This window comes from uncultured Enterovirga sp., from assembly GCF_964242715.1.
Classification (GTDB): domain Bacteria; phylum Pseudomonadota; class Alphaproteobacteria; order Rhizobiales; family Beijerinckiaceae; genus Enterovirga.
Map to the genome: position 1 here is coordinate 59,334 of NZ_CAXTAZ010000014.1, position 19,405 is coordinate 78,738.

The window sequence follows — 19,405 nt, forward strand, 5'->3', positions numbered from 1 at the left end:
TCACTCCGGACGACGGCCCTCGATTCGACGTTCCTGTTCCGCCGGGCCGCCCCTGGCGCGAGGGATCGGTCGCATAATGCTTGTCGACTTCGCTCATTGTGTCTCTCCATCGGGCCGACCCACCTGGCCAGCCATCATGTTCCGATCCGCTCAGCGCCCGTCAGGCCGGCGAGCGGGTGACGCGAAGGCAGGTCGGGGTCGTAGACCCGAGCTTGCCCGTCATTCAGCGCCGGGACATCGACCATTTCCGGGCCCCGTACGCGGGCCAGACGGACGTCCCGCTCGCGCTGGTTCATGCGGTAGATCAGGAAACCGAGCCCGGCCGCCGCGATCATCACCGGGACCGGATGACGCCGCAGAAGCCCGAGCACGAAATCATGTCCCGTCTCGAGCCGCGGCACCCCGGCCTGGCCCATGAACTCGTCGACCATCCCGGAGACGGTCAGCTTTTCCTGGATCCGGTCGATCGTTGCATGCAGGCGGTGGCGCGTCGCCTCGGCGTCTGCCTCGAGTTCGGTGAGGCTGGTCATCCGATGGTCCTCTCGGTCAACACTTCGCCGTCCCGCTTCAGGGATTGCAGGGTGCGGTTCGGAGCGAGGCTCGTCGCCGAGATCATGTTCTTGCCGATGAAAGCCAGGACGCCAGCGATGATGGCGAGGGCGGCACCGACGATCAGGGCCGAAAGCCACGGCCTGTGCAGCAGAACATCGAGCCCGTAGACCAGCGCCTGGGTCAGCCAGATCAGGGAGGCGACCGCGAACACGGCCGCGATCAGGAACATGATGGCCGCCTTGGCGAGCCCGGACGCGTTGGACGCCATTTCCGCCCGAAAGAGGCCGAACTCCTTCCGGGCCAGGTCTGCGCCGTCTCTCAGCGCGTCTCCAACCAGTTCCTGGAGCGTCGCGGTGCCGCTACGGTCTGCCATCGCGGCCTCCTATGCGTCCATCGGGCGGGACGGCGACGGACGGCGGCCCGCATTGCCGCCCCGCGGGCCGACCCGGGTAGCATGGCTCTGCGACATGCCTTCGGCAGAACTCTTGATGAAGCGCGCGAGGAGGAAGCCGCTGATCACCGCGACCGCGCCCACCGTCGCCGGCGAGCGGCGGGCATAGTCTTCCACGTCGGCATAGATGTCGGCGAAACTGCGCTCGCGCAGACCGGTGGCGAGCTGCTCCAGGCCGTCGGCTGCGGTGCCGACGAAAGCCTGGATGTTCGGCCGTTCCTCGAAGCCTTTGCCGCTCTCGCGGAGCGAGGATGCGAGGTCGGCCACCGATTGCGCCGCGTCGTTCTTGCGCTGGTCCACGAAGCCCGTCGCCTGCTCCTTGGCCGCTTCGTAGATCTGGCGACCCTGTTCGACCGCTGCCGTCTTCACGTCGCCTGCTGTATTCTTCAGAACGTCGCCGGCCGTGTTCTTCAGCTCGCCCGCGATCTCGCCCAGACCGGCAACGTCCTTTACCTTGGACTCGATCCGGTCGATCGCATCGGCGGCCTGCGATCCCAGCTTGTCGCCGATCTCACCGACCTTGTCGGCTGCCCCACCCGGGGCGCTTCTCGCTCGCTCGGCCATCACGATCCTCGACGCTTTTCAAAGAGCGGGAGTAACCCTCGGCCACTGCCAGGGTTCCCTCGCATCTCGCTCGTTTAGCTACGGACCGACCCGACCGTGTCGGCCATGCGGGCACCGCGCGCGCCGATGGGCTTGTCGCCGCCCTCCGTCGAATCCTTGACGGTCTGATGCTCGGTTTCGGCATTCAACTCGGCGCCGACCAGCACAACGGTGGAAGTCAGCCACATCCAGGTCATGAGACCGACGACGGCGCCGAGCGACCCGTAGGTTTCGTTGTAGCTACCGAAACTGCTGACATACCAGGAGAACAGCATCGAAGTGACGATTCCGCCGACCGCCGCCAGGATCGCACCGGGCGTGAGCCAGCGCCATTGCGCGCGCTCGCGGCTCGGCCCGTACCGGTAAAGGAGCGCGAGGGCGGCGAGCGTCGCCACGAGGAGAATGGGCCAGCGGCCGAGCCAGATGATCCACTCCGTGGCCGGGCCGAGACCCACGAACTTCAGGACGATCGGGATGACCACGACGGCGCCGATCGCCATTGTCACGAAGATCACCGTCGCGAAGGTGAAGAGGAGAGACCAGACATTCAGCCAGAAGAAGTTGCGCTTCTCCTCCTCGTCATAGGCGACGTTCAGCGCATCGAACACGGCCTTCATTCCGGCATTGGCGCTCCAGAGCGAGACCGCGAGGCCGAAGAAGAAGGCGAAGCCGAGCGCGGTGTCGCCCTTGGAGGTGATCCGCGTCACCTGCTCGGAGATGATGTCGATGGCTCCACCCGGCAGAAGGCCGCCCAGGGCCGCGATATGTTCGCCGAGGGTGGCCGGGTCCGCGACCAGCCCATACAGCGAAACCAGCGCGGCGATCGCCGGAAAGACGGCGAGGAGGCCGTAGAAGGTCACGCCTGCCGCGACCGCGAGGATCCGGTCCTTGCCGATTTCCTCGAACAGGCGCTTGGCGATGTCCCACCAGCCCAGGGCCGGGATCTCGGTCGGAGATTGCGCGTGCCGGCCACGGCCGGCATCGGCGGCACTCGGCGAGGCCGCGGAACTCTTATCCTGGCCGTCGCGGGCCACCTTGCCCGGCCGGTTCGGAGACAGGCCCCGGGTCGTCGCGGTGAGGGCCAGCGCCAGCGCGTAGCTCGCCGCCAGACCGAGGCCCAGACCCCCGGCTCCTCTCCGACGTCCGGCGGTCGTATCCGTCTGCATGTCAGCCTCGCGCCTCGGCTTGCCCGAGTTCCGCTCACACAACGGAACTTGGGCGGCCGCGTTCCCGGCGACGGGGAGCGGCGCGGCTTAATTCCTGGGGGCGCGCGCGATACGGAGCATGTTGGTCGCCCCCGGGGTCCCGAGAGGGACGCCGGCGACGACGACGATCCGGTCCCCGCCCTTGGCGAAGGTTTCGGCGAGAGCCGTCGTGCAGGAGCGATCGACGAGGTCGTCGAGGTCGCGCGCGTCGTCGATCCGGATGGCGTGCACGCCCCAGGCGAGCGCGAGCCGCCGCGCGGTCGAGAGGTTTGGAGAGAGTGCCAGGATCGGCGGCTTCGGCCGCTCGCGCGCGACGCGCAGCGCCGTCGCTCCCGTCGAGGTCCAGCAGACCACGGCGGCCATGTCGAGATCCTCGGCGATGACGCGGGCCGCGGCCGCGATCGCGTCCGCCCCGGTCCCGTCGGTCTCCGGCCGCTGGTTCGCGATCACGCCGCGATAGGTCGGATCGAGCTCCACCTCGCAGGCGATCCGGCTCATGGTGCCGACCGCCTCCGCCGGGAACTTGCCGGCGGCGCTTTCGGCCGACAGCATGATCGCGTCCGCGCCCTCGAAGATCGCGGTCGCGACGTCGGACACCTCCGCCCGGGTCGGGATCGGGCTCGAGATCATCGATTCCAGCATCTGGGTCGCGACCACGACCGGCTTCCCGAACTTGCGGCAAAGCCGAGTGATGCGCTTCTGGATGCCGGGCACGCGCTCCAGCGGCAGTTCCACGCCGAGATCGCCGCGGGCGACCATGATCGCGTCGGCGATCTCCAGGATCTCGTCCAACCGCTGCACGCCCTGCGGCTTCTCGATCTTGGCCATCACGCCGGCCCGGCCGCGCGCGACCTTCTTCACCTCGGCCACGTCCTCCGGCCTCTGCACGAAGGACACGGCGACCCAATCGACATCGGCCGCGAGGGCGGCTTCGAGATCGGACCTGTCCTTGGCGGTCATGGCCGACACCTGGATGGTCGTGTCCGGGACCGAGACCCCCTTCCGGTCCGACACCGTCCCGCCGACCACGACCGTGGTCACGGCGCGCGAGGGCGAGCATTCCGCGGTCACGAGCCGGACCTTGCCGTCGTCGATCAGAAGCGTGTCCCCGACCGCGAGCGCGGCCAGGATCTCGGGATGGGGGAGATGCACACGGTTCGCGTCTCCGGGCGCGGGATCCTGGTCCAGCACGAAGCTGGCGCCGACTTCGAGGGTCTCCTTGCCGTTCGCGAAGGCGCCGAGCCGGAGCTTGGGGCCTTGCAGGTCGGCCAGGATCGCGATCGGCCGGTCATAGGCGGTCTCGATCGCCCGGATGATGCCGACGAACTCCCGCATGCGGTCATGCGACGTGTGACTCATGTTGATCCGGAACACGTCCGCGCCGGCCACGAAGAGCCGGGCGATGCTGTCGTGATCGGAGGAGGCAGGGCCGAGCGTGGCGACGATCCGGGTCCGTCTCTCGCGCCGCATGACAGCCCTCGCTCTTGCTCGTCGGAAGTCGCGCGGACGTTAAGCCGATTCCCTCGGCGAGGGCACCTCTACTGGCCGGCGGTATGGTGCGAGGTCCGCATCGGCTGCGGAGCGGCACAGATGTCGAGCTGGTTCGCCAGCCGCCGGGCCGTCCGCCCGATGGAATGTTCGAGCGAGAAATGCGCGCCGCCGAGGAGGAGAAGCGCGACCGCGAACCCGCCCGCGACCGGCGCGAGCGGGATGCGGGGACGATCGGTTCGGCCATGGAGGATCGCGAAGAGCGCCAAGGCCGCGGCCCCGATCGTGATGCCGATCAGGACCTCGGCCGGCGTGTGTGCGGCGGTCCGGACGCGACTGATCCCGACGGCGACCACGACCAGCGCCGCGCCGCCTCCGAGAAGCCACCGGGTGAGGGATGGCCGGCCCGCTCCGAGCAGGATCGCGAGCGCGCCGTAGAAGATGACCGAGAGGCTCGCATGCCCGCTCGGGCTGACCGCGCCCGGCGCACCGAGGGAAGGCCCGCAGGCATGCAGCAGGAGCTTCGCCGCGAGCGTCGTTCCACCCGCCACGACCAGGGCCAGGATCCAGGCGGCGAGCAGGCGTCCCTGCCGCAGCCCGGCGAGCAGCAATGCGAGAAGGGCTGAGGCCGGCAGGAGCAGCGCGGAATCGCCGAGCGACGCGACCGCGGGACTGATCACGCCGCGTTGCCCCGTTCCGGCGCAGCACGCCGTCCGTCCGAATCCGTCATCGTAGGAATACCTCGGCCTGTATGGATCGATAGATCCTCGCCGTGACCATCACCTTACCGCAATCCTCCACACATCCGGATCGCTGCCGCAAAGCCGCCGCCATCCGGGGGCAAGCGCGTGGCGCATCTTCACCATCACCGGACCGGACCATGCGCCGACGCGCTCTCGCCGCCGCCTTCTGCCTCGCGCTGTCGCCGCTCCTCGCCCAATGCGCGGGAGACGACCTCGCCAAGGTGGTGCCGGGGGACCGCGTCACGACCAGCACCCGGGACGCCGGGGCTGCGGCGCGGATGATCTCCGAATATCGCGTGGCGCGCGGTCTCGCACCCGTGGCGGCGGACAGCCAGCTGAACGAGGCGGCCGTCTATCAGGCCCGCGCGGTCGCCGAGGCGGGCCGGCTGTCGCACGGCGCTTTCGCGAGCCGCATGGATTCCTACAGCATCGGCGGTGCGGCGGCGGAGAATCTCACGGCGGGCTCGGGCGACGTCGCCAGCGCCATCGGGCGCTGGAAGGCGTCACCGGCCCATAACGGCAACCTTCTCATGAAGGAGGCTCGCCGGATCGGTCTCGCCCGGGCCGACAGCCCGGGTCACGGCTACAAGACCTATTGGGCCCTCGTTCTCGCCCAGTGATGCGCGGGCGGTGTGCCGACCATTTCGGAGAACGACCTAACGTTCTCTGAACGAATGCGTGGCACATTGCCCTCAAGATGGAGATCGTGAGCTACGGCCGGCAGCCGGCCCCTCCCGCCGCCGCTTGGCCTTCCAGCAGGTCACGGCGCCCATCCGCTTCCCGTGCCGGTCCTGCGCTCCGCCAGGTATCCCGGGCGACGCCGGACGAATCGCGTGTCGGATGGGTCGACACCGCGAAAGGCATCTGCATCATCCTTGTCGTGATGATGCACGCGACGCTCGGAGTCGAAACCGAACTCGGCCGCGAAGGCTTCATGCATACGGCGCTCGCCTTCGCCAAGCCCTTCCGGATGCCGGACTTCTTCCTCGTCTCCGGTCTGTTCCTGTTCCGGGTGATCGACCGCGACTGGCGCAGCTATGCCGACAAGCGCGTGGTGCATTTCCTGTATTTCTACGTGCTCTGGCTCGTGATCCAGTCTGGCTTCAAGGTGGCCCAGGTCTCGGGCGGTTCGCCCTCCGGCTTCGTTCACCACCTCGCGGTCAGCCTCGTCGAACCCTATTCGACGCTCTGGTTCATCTACATCCTGGCGGTGTTTTCCGTCGTGACGAAGCTGCTTCGCCGGGTGCCGCCCGTCGTGCTCTTCGCGGCCGGGGCCGCCCTCCAGATCATGCCGGTGCAGACCGGCTCATTCCTGGTCGACGAGTTCTGCGAGCGCTGGGTCTATTTCCTGGCCGGCTATCTCTTCGCCGCCCACATCTTCCGTCTGGCCGACTGGGCGCGCGGACATGCGGGTCCGGCCCTGGCTGCGCTGGGGCTATGGGCTGCCGTCAACGGAGTGCTCGCCCTGACGCCGTTCGACACCGCCTCCCGCGTGATGATCTCTGACCTGCCCGTGATCGGCCTCGCGCTCGGGCTCGCAGGCGCGCTCGCGATCGTCGCCCTGGCCTCGCTCATCACCGGATGGCGGATCATCGAGCCTCTTCGCTATGCGGGCGCACACTCGATCGCGATTTATCTTACGTTCTTCCTGCCGATGGCGCTGACCCGAACGCTTCTCGTCCAGACCGGGATCATCGAGGATGTGGGGATCGTCTCGGCCATCGTTACGGCCATCGCCGTCGTCGTGCCGCTCGCGATCGAGCGGCTGGTCAGCCCGACCCGGTTCTCCTTCCTGTACCGGCGGCCCGATTGGGCCCGGATCGGCGTGGCGCGACCTCGTCTCCAGGTCCAGCCCGCCGAGTAGCGGTCCGCTCGGTCAGGCCGCTTCTCCCGTCTGGCAGGTCGCGCATTCGCCTTCCACCTCGACCGCTCGTCCGACGGGCTTGAAGCCGCTCGCGGCGGCCGTGCCGTCGATGCCGCGCGCCAAGTCCGGGGAGGTCACCTCGTCGACGCCGCCGCAGCGGCTGCAGACCAGGAACACGGTCGCGGCATGCGGGTCGTGCATGTGGTGGCAGGGCAGGTAGGTGTTGCGGGTCGCGATCCGATGAATCAGGCCCGCCTCGATCAGGAAATCGAGCACGCGGTAGACCGAGATCGGCGCGATCCGCCGCTCGCGACCGAGGCGTTCGACGAGGTCGTAGGCCCCGAGCGGCTCCCGGGCGGCCGCGAGTTCCGCGAAGACCCGCCGGCGCAGCGGAGTGAACTGGGTGCCCCGGGCCTGACAGGCCTCCTCGGCGAGACGCAACAATGCCTCGGGTGTCTCGTCGTGGTGGTGGTGGTGCGGCGATCCGGCCATCGAGGATCTCGTGATCCGTGAGTTTGACATCTGCGTCTTGTTACAACGTAACGTATGTCAGCGTTGAACGTTAGCACCGCGGGCCGTCATGGTCACCCTTGTCCAGCGATCACCCAGCCTCAGCCGCGGAGAGCGAGGCCGTCCGTCCAGCGCGGCAGCGGCCGGCCACACCGCCACCGGGTCGGATCGGCCTTGAAGGACGCGGTGGCCGACCGTTGGAGGGCCGCCCTCAAGCTCTCCTTAAGGCTCCCCGAGCCAGGATGCGCCCATCATCGTCGCAGGCTGTTGCCGCCGGACGAGCGGTCGACCTGGGGCGAGATGAGGCAGACGATCACGCGAGCCGGCCGTAACCTCAGCCTGAGGTGGCGGCTCCTGATTCTGCTCGGTCTCGTGGCAGCCGTTCTCGTGGCCGATGGCGGCCGGGAGATCCTGTCGAAGCGCGCCGACCTGATCGCGGGCGCACGCGAGCGGCTGCAGAACCTGGCTCGCACGGGCGCCGACCGGCAGGAGGGCATCGTCGCGGACGCCCGCGCGGTCCTGACGCTCGCGGTGGAGATGTCGGAAGCCGGTCCGCAATCCGGCTCGGCCTGCCGGAAGCCTTTCGCCCGCGCGGTCGATGCCATCCCGTGGCTCGAGGCCCTGGCCGTGTTCCGGCCGGACGGCAGCGCGCTCTGCGGTAGCCGGGACGTGGCGTCGACGGTCAACGTTGCCGATCGCGCCTATTTCCAGTCGGCGATCGCGACCCGGAGCTTCGCCCTCAGCGGCTACGTGACGACCCGGACCGACCAGCGTCCGAGCCTCGTGGCCGCGATGCCACGGATCGTGGACGGCGAGATCGAGAGCGTCGCCATGGCGCGGATCGACCTCGACTGGCTGAATGCGATGGCGGCAAGGGTCGGGGAGGCGTCCCGCACCACCGTGATCCTGACGGACGCGGGCGGGACGGTCATCTCGGCCTATCCCGACCACCACGACTGGGCGGGCCGCAACGTCTCCGCCCTGGGCTTCCCGATCTCTGATCCCACCGAGCGCGAGACGATCCTCGATGTCGTCGGCCTGGACGGTCCTGCCCGCATCTTCGCGGCCGTCACCCTTCCCCAGACCGGAGGGCGCGTCTTCGTCGGAGCCGAACGCGACGTGGTGCTGGCCCCGGCCCACCGGCAGACCCTCGTCAGCGCCGTCAAGCTCGTGTTGGGCGTTCTCGTCTGCGCGGGCGTGCTCTGGTTCGGCACCGAGCGGCTCGTGGTGAAGCCGGCCGAAGCCCTCGCGGCCGTCTCCACCCGCTTCGGCGACGGCGACCTCGCGGCCCGGGTCGACGAGACCAAGGCGCCGCTCGAATTCGCGCGGCTTGCCCGCTCCTTCAACACCATGGCGTCGCGCCTGGCCCAGAGGGACGCCGAGTTGAGGGCCGTGAACGAGCAACTGGCGGAACTCGCGACCGTGGACGCGCTGACGGGTCTCGCCAATCGGCGCCTCTTCGACGAGCGCCTGGCACAGGAATGGCGGCGCGCGGCCCGAAGCGGCCGGCCGGTCGGGGCCGTGATCGTCGACATCGATCATTTCAAGGCCTTCAACGACACCTACGGCCATCCGGAGGGGGATTCCTGCCTCCGGCGCGTGGCCCGGGTCATCGGTTCCGGGCTGCGGACCGGGGATCTGGCGGCCCGGGTGGGCGGGGAGGAGTTCGCCCTTCTGCTGCCGGGAGCGGATATCCACCGCACCCTCCACGTCGCTCGCCTGCTGCGCCTCGGCATCGAGTCCGTGGCCGTGCCGCATGCCGGAAATCCGGCCGGGATCGTGACGGTGAGCGCAGGCGCCGTCTCGCTGCTGCCTGCGCGGGGCGGACCTTCGGAGGACATCCTCCGGCTCGCGGACGAAGCGCTCTACAGGGCGAAACGCGCCGGCCGGAACAGGGTGGCAGGTCCGGCCGATCCCGCGACCGTGCCCTCCCGTGTGACGTCCTGATCGGCTGACGCGGTCACGGATTCCGCTTCTGGCAGACCCGCGCCAGGGCGGAAGCGCGCGACGATTCCTCCGCGTTCGGACGGCCGGCGAGAACGGCCGTCCACAGGCCGTCGCGCTTCAGCTCCTCGACGGTGCAGGCACAACTCGCCCGGCATGTCTCCGCGCCCTGGCCGGCCGATTGGCAGGCCGGGATGCACGACCGCATGAAGGGTGCGGCTTCGGCCGCCGGGCTCGGCCCGATCACCTCCCGCAGCGCCAGCAACGATCCGAAGATCAGCGGCTGGTGGAGAAGGTAGATCGCGAGGCTGTGCCGTCCAGCCGCTGCGAGCGCGCGTCGGATCCGGCCGGGTGCGGGTCCGGTGTCGGTCCGGTCGAGATAGGGCCGTCCGAGCCAAGCTGCGGCCACTCCGGCGAGGACGAAACCCGTCCAGGGAAAGACCGGCACGTAGTCGTTCGTGACCGGAATCTGGGTCCCGAGACCGAGAAAGGCGAGGAGGGGCGCGTCGAAGAAGGGGCCGGCGACCAGCGGTCCTGCCAGGAAGCACGCCGCCCCGATCGCCGTGACGAACCAGGGCAGCCCGACGAAGGGCAGCGCCAGCAGGCTCGACAGGGCAATGTTATGAAGGATGCCGAAATAGATGTAGCTGTCCGGGAAGACGAACCAGGTCACGAGCGTGATCGCCGCCGCCGCCGCGCCGACCACGGCAAGGCGGCGCAGGAACGCCCGCCGCTTCACGCTCCTGCCATGGGCGAGGACGAGGCCGATCCCGGCGAGGACCAGGAACGTCGCCGCGACGGCGCGGGCGAAGAGCCCCCATGAGAGCGACGCCCGGATGTCGGTTTCGATGAGGGCGAGTTCCGACAGGTCCCAGGCGGAATGGTAGATCACCATCGCGACCACCGCGAGGCCGCGGAAAATGTCGACGGCGAGACGCCGGCTTCGGCGGGGCGGCTCGGCGCCGTCCAGCGTGGTGTTGTCGGAAAGAGCCATGCCGCCATCGAATGTGCGCGCGCCTGGAGCCCTGGCGCGAGACTGCTGAAAGCCCGGAGAGGCTCGTCGTTCCTGCCCTCTCGCCAGAGCGTGGGAGCCGGCCGGGTCGCCGTCCGGCGGGATCGGCCGGTGGACAGGGTCGATTGCGGCTTCCGTGCTACCCGCTCGGTGATATCTTGGAAACCGAATCAGGCGGTGTGATTCGAGCGGTGCGACCCATGTCGAACGAGTACGGTGGACAGCGATCCTTCGCGGACGCCGAAGGCAGTTCGCGTGTGGAACCAGGGGCTTCCGGGTCGGATCTCGACACCGAAGTCATCACGGTCGCGGGCCGGATCAAGTGGTTCGACGTCTCGAAAGGCTTCGGCTTCATCGCGGCCGATGACGGCCTTCCGGACGTGCTGCTCCATGTGACCTGCCTCCGGCGGGACGGCTACCAGAGCGCGAATGAGGGCGCCCGGATCGTGGTCGAAGCGGTGAAGCGGCCCCGCGGGCTTCAGGCCATGAGAGTGGTGACGCTTGACGAGTCGACGGCGCTCCATCCGTCCGAATTGCCGATGCCCCGGACCCACGTGACGGTGGCCCCGACGAGCCCTCTCGAAGAGGCGACCGTCAAGTGGTTCAACCGGTTGCGCGGCTTCGGCTTCCTGACGCGGGGGGATGGCACGCCCGACATCTTCGTCCACATGGAGACGCTCCGGCGCTACGGGATCGCGGAGCTGAAGCCCGGCGACCGCGTCTTCGTGCGCTACGGCGACGGCTCCAAGGGGACGATGGCGGCCGAGATCCGCCTCTCGGCCAGCGCGCTGCCGACCTCGCATTGACCGGAACGACGTCCGTGTCGCGTTCGGTCATTCGCCTTCTGTGTCTCTTCCTCGGCGTCGTCTTCGGCCCGGCTTCCGTGGGAGCGGAGACCTTCGAGCGCTTGGTCGTGGTCACCAAGGCCGGACCGCAGCCATTCCAGGTCGAAGTGGCCCGCACCGACGCGGATCGCGCGCAGGGGCTGATGTACCGGCGCAGCCTCGCTCCGGATCGCGGCATGCTCTTCGATTTCGCCCGCGTCGAACCCGTGTCGATGTGGATGCAGAACACCTACGTGTCGCTCGACATGCTCTTCATCCGGCCGGACGGGTCGATCGCCCGGATCGCGCAGGATACCGAGCCGCTCTCGACCCGCGCGATCCCCTCGGGCGAGCCGGTGCTCGCCGTGCTCGAACTCGTGGCCGGCACGGCGCGCCGGGTCGGCATCAAGGCCGGGGATCGGGTCGAGCATCCGCTCTTCCAGAAGCGCTGACCGTCGCCACGCTGCCCGTCAGGGTTCGCCCGACCGCGTCGCGGCTTCGAACAGGCTCACCTGACGCGCATCCAGTTCCCGTGCCGCATCCCGGCCGACGAAGATCTTGAACATGGCCTCGCCCTCCTGGTTCACGAACTGGACGGAGCAGGAGCGGCGGCCGAAGAACGGCCGGTCCACGAAATAGATCGCGGCGCAGCGGTCGGCCCGGATATGGCCCCCGATCGGCGTCTCCCCGTGGATGTTGAAGAAGCCGCGGCCGGCTTTCCCGGGCGGAACACGGCCCCGCGTCTCGAAGACGCCGTCACCGGTGTGCACGATGAAGGTGATCTCGCCCGGCCATTCGGCGAGGGTCGCCCAGACCTCCTCGAAGGCCGAGCCCGGCTTCGCGATGGCCTGTCCGTCCGGCAAGGCATCCAGGACCTCCCTGTAGCTGGCGCCCTCGCGCCGCGCGATCTCCTCCAGCACGCCACCCGGTTCGGCCGCGATCCCCTGCCTGAGGCGCTCCAGGAGGTCGCCGTGGGGCCGGGGTTCAGCCGCGATCGCGGCGCTCATTCGGCGGCTTCCGCCTGGCCGAGATCGCCCAGCGACTGAACCGTCTCGAACCCCTCGAATTGGGGATGGCCGGCGAAGAGCGGCTTCGTGCCCGGTGCACGCGCATGGGCCTTTCGGAACTGCTCGGAATTCGTCCAGGCCTGGAAATCGGCCTTGGTGCGCCATGTGGTGTGGGATGAATACAGGACGTGATCCTCGGCTTCGGGGCCGCGGAGCAGGTGGAAGGTCATGAAGCCCTTCATCTCGTGAAGCTGGCTGTCGCGGTTGCGCCAGACCGCCTCGAAGTCGGACGTCGCGTCCTTGAACACCTTGAACCGATTCATGGCGATGAACATCGCAGATCTCCCTTGCTCCGACCGACCGAGGGGCAGCGGGCGAGGTGTTCATGGCTCCTGACCTTCGAGGTTGTCAACGCTCCCACCGAACCCTATGAGACTAGCGCGTGCAGAATTCTTGTTTTTCATTGTTCTAATCTGACTTTGTGCGCCTGATTCTTATCAGAGATGCGAAGACTCGATGGTTGAACAGTCTCCAGAACAGAAGATCGACCCGGATCGGGGCAGCCGTACTGGCCAGCAGCCGAAATCGGTCGATACGGTGGCCCTGTTCGGCGGCAGCCGCGAGGTCGTGCTGGTCCACCGGGGCGAAAACTACCGGCTGCGCCTGACGCAGAGCGGCAAGCTTCTTCTCACCAAATGACCCTTCCCGACCCCCCGCCCCGCCGCCGGACCGCGCATCGCTCCCTCGTCCGAGCCGTGCTGATGCTCGGGATGCTTGTCGCAGCCCCTCTCGGGTCGAAGGCAGCCGAGTTGCGCGAGCCGCCGCCGGCCCGGATCGTCTCCCTCGGCGGGGCCGTGACGGAGATCCTGTACGATCTCGGGGCGGGAGATCGTGTCGTTGCGCTGGACACGACCAGCATCCATCCGCCCGAGGCGCTGCGGACGAAGCCGAATGTCGGCTACCTGCGGCAGCTCTCGGCCGAAGGCATCCTGTCCGCCCGGCCGGATCTGGTCCTCGCCATCGAGGGTGCGGGACCGCCCGATATTCTGCGGATCGTGCGGGAAGCGGGCGTTCCCGTCACCGTCGTGCCCGACCAGCCCACCGAGTCCGGGGTCGCGGCCCGGATCGAGACCGTCGCCGGCGCGATCGGCCGGGGCGAGGCCGGCCGTCTCCTCGCCGACAGGACGGCCCAGCATTTCGCCGCGCTTGCCGTGGCGCGCGGCAAGGTTGCCCGGAAGATCCGGGCGCTCTTCATCCTCTCCCTGCAGGGCGGACGCACCATGGTCGGCGGCCGCAACACGACCGCGGACGGGATGCTGGCGCTCGCCGGGGCGGAGAATGCCGCGGCCGGGATCGACGGCTACAAGGCCATGACGGACGAGGCGATCGTGGCCGCCCGGCCGGACGTGGTCGTGATGTTGAGCGTCGGCCCGGGCGGTTCGCCCCCGGCCGGCCTCTTCGACGGACCAGCCCTGTCGCAGGTTCCGGCGGCGCGGGAGCGGCGGCTGGTCGCGATGGACGGGCTCTACCTCCTCGGCTTCGGCCCGCGCACGCCGGAGGCGGCCCGCGACCTCATGCGGGCCTTCCATCCCGGACTGCGGGAGGAGTGAGCCTCGTCGGCAGCCGCCCAGCCGCACGAGACGCAGCCGGTCGGGCAACGTGGTCCGCACGCCCTGAGCTGGTGCTCGGGGCGCTCGCCTTGGGCGTCGCCGCCATCGCGGTCCTTTCGCTCGGCATCGGGGCGGTCCCGCTGCGGGTCGGGCGGGTCGCCGAGGTGCTCTGGGTCGGGCGGGAGGCGGCGCGCGGCGATCCCTCGCTGATGCGGGATGCGATCATCGTCCTCGACATCCGCCTGCCCCGCATGTTCGTCGGGCTCCTCGTCGGCGCGGCACTGGCGACCGGGGGAGCCCTCCTGCAAGGTCTTTTCCGGAACCCGCTGGCGGATCCTGCGCTCGTCGGGGTCTCGTCCGGCTCCGCTCTCGCGGCCGCCGCCGTGATCGTGCTCGGGCACCGGTTCACGGCGTCACCGGGGCCGCTGCCATTCGCGGTCCTTCCGGCGGCTTCCTTCGCCGGGGCGCTCGCTGCGACCCTCATCCTCTATGCGATCGCGACCCGGCGCGGGCGGACATCCGTCGCGACTATGCTCCTGGCCGGCGTAGCGCTCGCCGCACTCGCCGGTTCCGGGACCGGGTTCCTGGCCTTTCTCAGCGACGACCGGCAGCTCCGCGACCTCACCTTCTGGACGATGGGATCGATCGGCGGGGCCACCTGGAGCAAGCTCTGGGTCGTGGCGCCGCTGATCGGTGCGGCGCTCGCCCTCGCGATGGTTCTGGCCCGGGCCTTGAACGCGCTGATCCTCGGCGAAGCCGAGGCCTTTCATCTCGGCATCCCGGTCGAGCGCGTGAAACGGCTGACGATCCTCGCCGTCGCGCTCGCGGTCGGGGCGGCCGTCGCGACCGCCGGCCTGATCGGCTTCGTCGGTCTCGTCGTGCCCCACGTCATCCGCCTGGTCGCGGGGCCGGATCACCGGCTTCTGCTCCCGGCCTCGGCCCTCCTCGGGGGCGGGCTTCTGCTCGCGGCCGACATGGCCGCCCGGACCCTGGTCGCCCCGGCCGAGCTTCCGATCGGCATCGTCACGGCCCTGATCGGGGCGCCGTATTTCCTGTGGCTCCTGCTGCGCCAGAATACGAGCCTCGATTCGTGACCGCCCTTCTGGCCGCACAGCGCGTCAGCTACCGGATCGGCGGAAAGGTGCTGGTCGACGACGTCACCCTCGAAGCCGAGGCAGGCCGGATCGCCGTCGTGGTCGGTCCGAACGGGGCCGGAAAGTCGACCCTCGTCAGGCTCCTGTCCGGCGAGCTCCGGCCCAGTGCCGGTCGGGTCTCTTATGGCGGCGTCGCCGTGGAGACCATGAAGCCCTGGCGCCTCGCCTGTTGCCGGGCGGTGCTGCCGCAGGCCTCGCGCCTCGCTTTTCCGTTCACGGCCGGCGAGGTCGCCCGGCTCGGCCTGGATGGGATCGGCCGCGGACTGACCTCGCGCGACCGGGCCGGGATCCTCGCCGATGCGCTGGACCGGGCCGACGTGGCCCACCTCGCGTACCGGACGTATCAGAGCCTGTCCGGCGGCGAACAGCAGCGGACGCAATTCGCCCGGGTCCTGGCCCAGCTGATGGCCGGCCGCACCGTCGCGGACCGGCAGGTTCTCCTTCTCGACGAGCCGATCGCGAGCCTGGACCTGAAACACCAGCTCTCGCTCCTCGAGGCCGCGGCCTCGCTCGCGGACGAGGGCGTGGCGATCCTGGCCGTGCTGCACGATCTCAATCTCGCCTCCGCCTTCGCCGACGAGATCGTCGTCATGGCAGCGGGTCGGGTCGTGACGCGAGGCACACCGGCCGACGTCATCGTGGACGACGTGGTGCAAGGCGTTTTCGGGGTCGGCCTCACGGTCGGCGCGGTTCCGGCCGCCGGCCGCCCCTTCCTCCTGCCCCAGCGCAGCGCCGTCGGACCCGGCTGACGGCAAGGTTCGTGTCGGATCGGCAACACCGCGGCCGCATGTGTCACGACTTCGAAACAGACCACGTCGGCCCGAGCCCGGCAAGTCCGGACCGTATCGGAGAAGAGACAATCGCTTAGTCGTGGTTCTCGACCGGGTCTAAACTGAAACGCGGCGTCCCTAGATTTAGAACTGTTCAAGTTACAGAAGATCGTTGTTGACCTTCTGCATGCGAATCCGGAGACGATCTGCACGGCCGCCGATGCGGCCGCCGCAGCCAGCCAGCAAGGCCGTCGCCGAGCAAGCCAGCCAAGTCGTCGCTCGCTCCTCGGGATCCCATCATGTTTGCCGCGTATCGCATTGCTGCACTTCTCGGCGTCTCGGCTCTCGCCGTGGCAGTCGCCCAGGCACAGACGGCGGGGCCGCCTGAAGCGGGGCCCACGGCGTCTCCGCCGGCCGCGAATGCGCTTCCGCCCGTCACCATCGACGCCCCGGCGGTGCAGAGGCCGCGGCCGCGGGTGGCGACACCGCGACCGACCGGGCCGGCCACCACCGCGCGTGCCCGCAACACGGGGCGCGATGCCGGCCTGCCGTCGATCGGCACGCCGCTCGACGAGATCACCGTCACGTCCACCAAGACGGAGACCACGGCGATCGACGCGCTCGGTGGCGCGAGCGTCGTCTCGCGTGACCAGCTCGACGCGATCCAGCCCTCCCGCATCTCCGACATCCTGCAGCAGGTGCCGGGCGTCACCACGCAGGAGAGCCGGAACGACCCGGCCCAGGCGATCAACATCCGCGGGCTCCAGGATTTCGGGCGCGTGAACGTGCTGGTGGACGGCGCGCGGCAGAATTTCCAGTCGACCGGCCATGGGGCGAACGGCGTCTTCTATCTCGACCCGGAACTCGTGGGCGGCATCGACATCACCCGGGGGCCGGTCTCGACCATCTACGGGTCCGGCGCCATCGGCGGCGTGGTGTCCTTCCGGACCCGAGGCATCGACGACATCCTGAAGCCCGACGAGATGGCGGGCGTCGTGCAGCGGATCGGCGCCGGCACGAACGGCTACGGCGTCGTGAACTCGACCTCGGCCGGCGTTCGGCTCCCGAACAACGCCGCGACGGCCTTCGGCCAGTTCGTCTATCGCGACAATTACGTCTACCGCGACGGGGCCGGCATCCTGATCCGGGACACCGACAGCGAGCTCCGGTCAGGCAATGTCAAGATCACGGCCAATCCGGCCGAGGGCCATCAGCTCACCGCGACGGCACTCATCCAGAAGTTCGACTTCACGAATAACGGCACATCCCAGACCGGCTCACGCTTCCAGTCGGCCCTGGATACCGACACCTACACGCTCGGCTATCGCTTCACCCCGCCCGACATGCCGCTGATCGATCTCAGCATCAAAGGCTATTACACCTCGACCTACGACCTCCGGACGCTCCTGAACCCGACCACGACCTATACGCAGCTCGGCGCACGGCCCGGCCGCCAGATCAGCGTGGATCTCCGGACCTCCGGCTTCGACATCTTCAACACGTCCCGCTTCGACACGGGGCCGGTCAGCCACGCCTTCACCTTCGGCGGGGACGGGGTGTTCGACACGGTGACCACCACCGACCAGGCCGGCGGGTTCACGGGCGCCTTCACGCCGTCAGGACGGCGCGACCTGACCGGAGCCTTCATCCAGGACGAAATGAGGTTCGGCGGCTGGCTTCGCGCGGTCGGAGCGGTGCGCTACGATTCCTACTCGCTGTCGGGCGGCCCCTTCTCGTCCGAAGGCACCCGGGTGTCCCCGCGCGGCACGATCGGTGTGTCGCCGTTCCCGTGGTTCGAGGTCTTCGGCACCTATGCCGAGGGCTACCGGGCTCCCGCCATCAGCGAGACGCTCATCTCGGGAAATCATCCCTTCCCGGCCTTCCAGATCCTTCCCAACACGGCTTTGCGGCCCGAGACGGCCCACAATCTCGAGGGCGGCATCAACCTGAAGTTCGACGATGTGCTCCGCCGGGGCGATGCGTTCCGGGCCAAGGCCGTCGTCTTCACGAACGAGGTCGACGACTTCATCAACATCCAGGGCGTCGGGCCGATCAACTACTACGCGGTCACGCCGAGCGTCGCGCTGAACGCGCTCTGCGCCGGACGGAGGGCCCCGTTCGGGCCGTGCCAGATACCGCTCCAGGCGCAGCAATACGTGAACATTGCGCGGGCCAACCTGTCGGGCGTCGAGGTGGAGGCGGCCTATGATTGGGGCGATGGCTTCGCGTCGCTCGCCTATTCCCATACGGAAGGCGAGAATGCTCAAACCAAGGTCACGCTCCTGACGATCCCGCCGGACAAGGTGGCCGGCACGGTCGGCCTGCGCTTTCTCGATCGCAGGCTGACCGTCGGGACCCGCATCGTCTACAACGACGCGCGCAAGAACGTCCCGGCCAGCACCATCATCCCGAACACCAAGCAATACACGCTGGTCGATCTCTTCGCGGCCTACGACTACAGCGATGCGATCCGAGCGGACGTGACCCTCTCGAACGTCTTCGACGTTCGCTACACGAAGTATCTCGATCTCGATCGCAGTCCGGGATTCCAGGCTCGAGGCGCGCTGACCTTCAAATTCGCGACCCGTTGAGAGGCGGTTGCCGAGCGGCCGCCACCACAGGGCCCCCTGCTCCGCTGTCGCACCGTCGTGGCAGCGCACGGCCGGCGAGCGAGCTAATGTGGTTCGCTCCGAACGGTTGTGCGACGTTTCGACGCTTACTGCCCGCCTTTCGCCGGCAAACCCCGCCTGCCCCGGGGAGGTACGACATGCACGAGGTGAGGGGGGATCACCGCCTGCCGCTCACGTAGTGGCACGAATGACTGAGGCTCAACTCGAACCCACCTGTAGCTGCGGAAGCTTAGCCCGAGCGATCAAGGAAAGAATTGGACGTAAGCCACTAGGCGCTGGATTGTTCCAAAGCTTCTGCTAAGCAAAATCGCAACGAGGCTCGCTCCCTCCGTCCGCTTAGGCCGTACCCGTCGTAGCGCCCTGGCGCGGTCGGTTCGAACCAGACCGCGGACACTCGGTGTCGCGGGCCTAAGCGGGTGGTACCTAACGTGCTGCAGAGCATCGATGACCTCCTTCTCGGGCGACCGGCCGGCGGACTTCCGGCCGGCGGACGAGAGACGGTCCTCACCGCCGACTCGGACGACAGCCTCGTCGTTCCGAGCGCACATCTCCTCTTCCAGGGCGCATATCATCGGGTCGGCTTCGATCTCGTCGTCATCGATGAGCGTGACCACCTCGTCATTCATGACTATTTTCGCCCGGGCCGCCGCCCGGAGCTGAAATCGCCGGACGGCGCGGCGCTCACCGCAGACGTGATCGAGTCGCTCACGCTCTCGGATCAGGGCGAGCGCTATGCCCAGGCCGGCGGCGCTCCGGCGCCGCAGGCGATCGGACGGGTCGAGGCGGTCTCGGGCGGCGCGACGGCGGTCCGCAACGGCGTGGCCGTCGTCCTGAATGTCGGCGACCTCGTCTACAAGGGCGATACCGTCCAGACGGACCGGGGCGCGAGCCTTGCCCTCGTCGTCATCGACGGCACCACCTTCAGCCTCTCGTCCTCGGCCAGGATGGTCTTGAACGAGATGGTCTACCAGCCGGGCGCGACCGGAAACACGTCGCTCCTGAGCCTCGTCCAGGGCTCCATCTCCTTCGTGGCCGGCC

Annotated in this window: 20 protein-coding genes; 10 read left to right on the forward strand and 10 right to left on the reverse strand. The window is 68.8% G+C overall.

Annotated elements, in window-relative coordinates; all coding sequences use genetic code 11:
• Window positions 1-134: 134 nt before the first annotated feature.
• The 6 genes from ACFE87_RS09500 to ACFE87_RS09525 all read right to left on the reverse strand — a co-directional run bounded on the left by ACFE87_RS09500 (window position 135) and on the right by ACFE87_RS09525 (window position 4,979).
• Window positions 135-530 (reverse strand): DUF3618 domain-containing protein, encoded by a 396-nt coding sequence (locus tag ACFE87_RS09500; RefSeq protein ID WP_375459383.1) that lies wholly within the window; start codon window positions 528-530, stop codon window positions 135-137.
• Window positions 527-925, reverse strand: coding sequence for a phage holin family protein (locus ACFE87_RS09505; protein ID WP_375459384.1), 399 nt, complete (start codon window positions 923-925; stop codon window positions 527-529). The genes ACFE87_RS09500 and ACFE87_RS09505 overlap by 4 nt, the downstream gene beginning before the upstream one ends.
• A gap of 9 nt (window positions 926-934) precedes the next feature.
• Entirely contained in the window at window positions 935-1,567 is a 633-nt protein-coding gene (locus ACFE87_RS09510; protein ID WP_375459385.1) for a hypothetical protein, read from the reverse strand.
• A gap of 74 nt (window positions 1,568-1,641) precedes the next feature.
• Window positions 1,642-2,772: a YihY/virulence factor BrkB family protein gene (locus tag ACFE87_RS09515; RefSeq protein WP_375459386.1), complete on the reverse strand. Its 1,131-nt coding sequence runs from the start codon at window positions 2,770-2,772 to the stop codon at window positions 1,642-1,644.
• A gap of 87 nt (window positions 2,773-2,859) precedes the next feature.
• Entirely contained in the window at window positions 2,860-4,281 is a 1,422-nt protein-coding gene (gene pyk, locus ACFE87_RS09520; RefSeq protein ID WP_375459387.1) for a pyruvate kinase, read from the reverse strand.
• A gap of 68 nt (window positions 4,282-4,349) precedes the next feature.
• Window positions 4,350-4,979: a phosphatase PAP2 family protein gene (locus ACFE87_RS09525; protein WP_375459388.1), complete on the reverse strand. Its 630-nt coding sequence runs from the start codon at window positions 4,977-4,979 to the stop codon at window positions 4,350-4,352.
• A gap of 200 nt (window positions 4,980-5,179) precedes the next feature.
• Here ACFE87_RS09525 and ACFE87_RS09530 point away from each other — a divergent pair, with 200 nt between their 5' ends.
• Together ACFE87_RS09530 and ACFE87_RS09535 are read left to right on the forward strand one after the other, a co-directional pair.
• The gene (locus ACFE87_RS09530) at window positions 5,180-5,662 is read left to right on the forward strand and encodes a CAP domain-containing protein (protein WP_375459389.1); all 483 of its coding nucleotides are present in this window, start codon (window positions 5,180-5,182) and stop codon (window positions 5,660-5,662) included.
• A 77-nt stretch (window positions 5,663-5,739) separates the two neighbouring features.
• Entirely contained in the window at window positions 5,740-6,906 is a 1,167-nt protein-coding gene (locus tag ACFE87_RS09535; protein ID WP_375459390.1) for an acyltransferase family protein, read from the forward strand.
• A gap of 12 nt (window positions 6,907-6,918) precedes the next feature.
• Here the strand turns inward: ACFE87_RS09535 and ACFE87_RS09540 are convergent, their stop codons facing one another.
• Window positions 6,919-7,398 carry a Fur family transcriptional regulator gene (locus tag ACFE87_RS09540; RefSeq protein ID WP_375459391.1) on the reverse strand — a complete coding sequence of 160 codons (480 nt, stop codon included), beginning with the start codon at window positions 7,396-7,398 and terminating at the stop codon, window positions 6,919-6,921.
• Between the two features lie 318 nt (window positions 7,399-7,716).
• Between ACFE87_RS09540 and ACFE87_RS09545 the strand changes: the two genes are divergently transcribed.
• On the forward strand, window positions 7,717-9,363 hold the full coding sequence (locus ACFE87_RS09545; protein ID WP_375459392.1) for a diguanylate cyclase: 1,647 nt from the start codon (window positions 7,717-7,719) through the stop codon (window positions 9,361-9,363).
• Window positions 9,364-9,376: 13 nt separating this feature from the next.
• Here ACFE87_RS09545 and ACFE87_RS09550 read toward each other — a convergent pair whose 3' ends face one another.
• On the reverse strand, window positions 9,377-10,354 hold the full coding sequence (locus tag ACFE87_RS09550) for a heparan-alpha-glucosaminide N-acetyltransferase (RefSeq protein WP_375459393.1): 978 nt from the start codon (window positions 10,352-10,354) through the stop codon (window positions 9,377-9,379).
• A 218-nt stretch (window positions 10,355-10,572) separates the two neighbouring features.
• Here ACFE87_RS09550 and ACFE87_RS09555 point away from each other — a divergent pair, with 218 nt between their 5' ends.
• Together ACFE87_RS09555 and ACFE87_RS09560 are read left to right on the forward strand one after the other, a co-directional pair.
• A complete protein-coding gene (locus tag ACFE87_RS09555; RefSeq protein WP_375459394.1) occupies window positions 10,573-11,178 on the forward strand; it encodes a cold-shock protein in 606 nt (201 codons plus the stop codon).
• A gap of 38 nt (window positions 11,179-11,216) precedes the next feature.
• On the forward strand, window positions 11,217-11,648 hold the full coding sequence (locus ACFE87_RS09560; RefSeq protein ID WP_375459414.1) for a DUF192 domain-containing protein: 432 nt from the start codon (window positions 11,217-11,219) through the stop codon (window positions 11,646-11,648).
• 18 nt (window positions 11,649-11,666) lie between these two features.
• Here the strand turns inward: ACFE87_RS09560 and hutX are convergent, their stop codons facing one another.
• Together hutX and ACFE87_RS09570 are read right to left on the reverse strand one after the other, a co-directional pair.
• The gene (gene hutX / locus ACFE87_RS09565; protein ID WP_375459395.1) at window positions 11,667-12,203 is read right to left on the reverse strand and encodes a heme utilization cystosolic carrier protein HutX; all 537 of its coding nucleotides are present in this window, start codon (window positions 12,201-12,203) and stop codon (window positions 11,667-11,669) included.
• Complete coding sequence (locus ACFE87_RS09570) at window positions 12,200-12,538, reverse strand: antibiotic biosynthesis monooxygenase family protein (protein ID WP_375459396.1); 339 nt, start codon at window positions 12,536-12,538, stop codon at window positions 12,200-12,202. The genes hutX and ACFE87_RS09570 overlap by 4 nt, the downstream gene beginning before the upstream one ends.
• A 181-nt stretch (window positions 12,539-12,719) precedes the next feature.
• On the opposite strand from ACFE87_RS09570, the gene hemP reads away from it, so the two are divergent.
• The 5 genes from hemP to ACFE87_RS09595 all read left to right on the forward strand — a co-directional run bounded on the left by hemP (window position 12,720) and on the right by ACFE87_RS09595 (window position 18,328).
• Window positions 12,720-12,902, forward strand: coding sequence for a hemin uptake protein HemP (gene hemP / locus ACFE87_RS09575; RefSeq protein WP_375459397.1), 183 nt, complete (start codon window positions 12,720-12,722; stop codon window positions 12,900-12,902).
• Window positions 12,903-12,964: 62 nt separating this feature from the next.
• Window positions 12,965-13,813, forward strand: coding sequence for a hemin ABC transporter substrate-binding protein (locus tag ACFE87_RS09580; protein ID WP_375459398.1), 849 nt, complete (start codon window positions 12,965-12,967; stop codon window positions 13,811-13,813).
• Window positions 13,814-13,881: 68 nt separating this feature from the next.
• Window positions 13,882-14,907 carry a FecCD family ABC transporter permease gene (locus tag ACFE87_RS09585; protein ID WP_375459415.1) on the forward strand — a complete coding sequence of 342 codons (1,026 nt, stop codon included), beginning with the start codon at window positions 13,882-13,884 and terminating at the stop codon, window positions 14,905-14,907.
• Window positions 14,904-15,716 carry a heme ABC transporter ATP-binding protein gene (locus tag ACFE87_RS09590; RefSeq protein WP_375459399.1) on the forward strand — a complete coding sequence of 271 codons (813 nt, stop codon included), beginning with the start codon at window positions 14,904-14,906 and terminating at the stop codon, window positions 15,714-15,716. Before ACFE87_RS09585 ends, ACFE87_RS09590 begins: the two co-directional genes overlap by 4 nt.
• 320 nt (window positions 15,717-16,036) lie before the next feature.
• Window positions 16,037-18,328, forward strand: coding sequence for a TonB-dependent hemoglobin/transferrin/lactoferrin family receptor (locus ACFE87_RS09595; RefSeq protein ID WP_375459400.1), 2,292 nt, complete (start codon window positions 16,037-16,039; stop codon window positions 18,326-18,328).
• Window positions 18,329-19,405 lie beyond the last annotated feature (1,077 nt).

Coding starts and splice junctions, on each gene's coding strand:
- ACFE87_RS09580 (WP_375459398.1), top strand. CDS start 12,965: ATGCTCGGGATGCTTGTCGCAGCCCCTCTCGGGTCGAAGGCAGCCGAG.
- hemP (WP_375459397.1), top strand. CDS start 12,720: ATGGTTGAACAGTCTCCAGAACAGAAGATCGACCCGGATCGGGGCAGC.
- hutX (WP_375459395.1), bottom strand. CDS start 12,203: ATGAGCGCCGCGATCGCGGCTGAACCCCGGCCCCACGGCGACCTCCTG.
- ACFE87_RS09550 (WP_375459393.1), bottom strand. CDS start 10,354: ATGGCTCTTTCCGACAACACCACGCTGGACGGCGCCGAGCCGCCCCGC.
- pyk (WP_375459387.1), bottom strand. CDS start 4,281: ATGCGGCGCGAGAGACGGACCCGGATCGTCGCCACGCTCGGCCCTGCC.
- ACFE87_RS09555 (WP_375459394.1), top strand. CDS start 10,573: ATGTCGAACGAGTACGGTGGACAGCGATCCTTCGCGGACGCCGAAGGC.
- ACFE87_RS09500 (WP_375459383.1), bottom strand. CDS start 530: ATGACCAGCCTCACCGAACTCGAGGCAGACGCCGAGGCGACGCGCCAC.
- ACFE87_RS09505 (WP_375459384.1), bottom strand. CDS start 925: ATGGCAGACCGTAGCGGCACCGCGACGCTCCAGGAACTGGTTGGAGAC.
- ACFE87_RS09570 (WP_375459396.1), bottom strand. CDS start 12,538: ATGTTCATCGCCATGAATCGGTTCAAGGTGTTCAAGGACGCGACGTCC.
- ACFE87_RS09595 (WP_375459400.1), top strand. CDS start 16,037: ATGTTTGCCGCGTATCGCATTGCTGCACTTCTCGGCGTCTCGGCTCTC.
- ACFE87_RS09535 (WP_375459390.1), top strand. CDS start 5,740: ATGGAGATCGTGAGCTACGGCCGGCAGCCGGCCCCTCCCGCCGCCGCT.
- ACFE87_RS09530 (WP_375459389.1), top strand. CDS start 5,180: ATGCGCCGACGCGCTCTCGCCGCCGCCTTCTGCCTCGCGCTGTCGCCG.
- ACFE87_RS09540 (WP_375459391.1), bottom strand. CDS start 7,398: ATGGCCGGATCGCCGCACCACCACCACCACGACGAGACACCCGAGGCA.
- ACFE87_RS09510 (WP_375459385.1), bottom strand. CDS start 1,567: ATGGCCGAGCGAGCGAGAAGCGCCCCGGGTGGGGCAGCCGACAAGGTC.
- ACFE87_RS09545 (WP_375459392.1), top strand. CDS start 7,717: ATGAGGCAGACGATCACGCGAGCCGGCCGTAACCTCAGCCTGAGGTGG.
- ACFE87_RS09515 (WP_375459386.1), bottom strand. CDS start 2,772: ATGCAGACGGATACGACCGCCGGACGTCGGAGAGGAGCCGGGGGTCTG.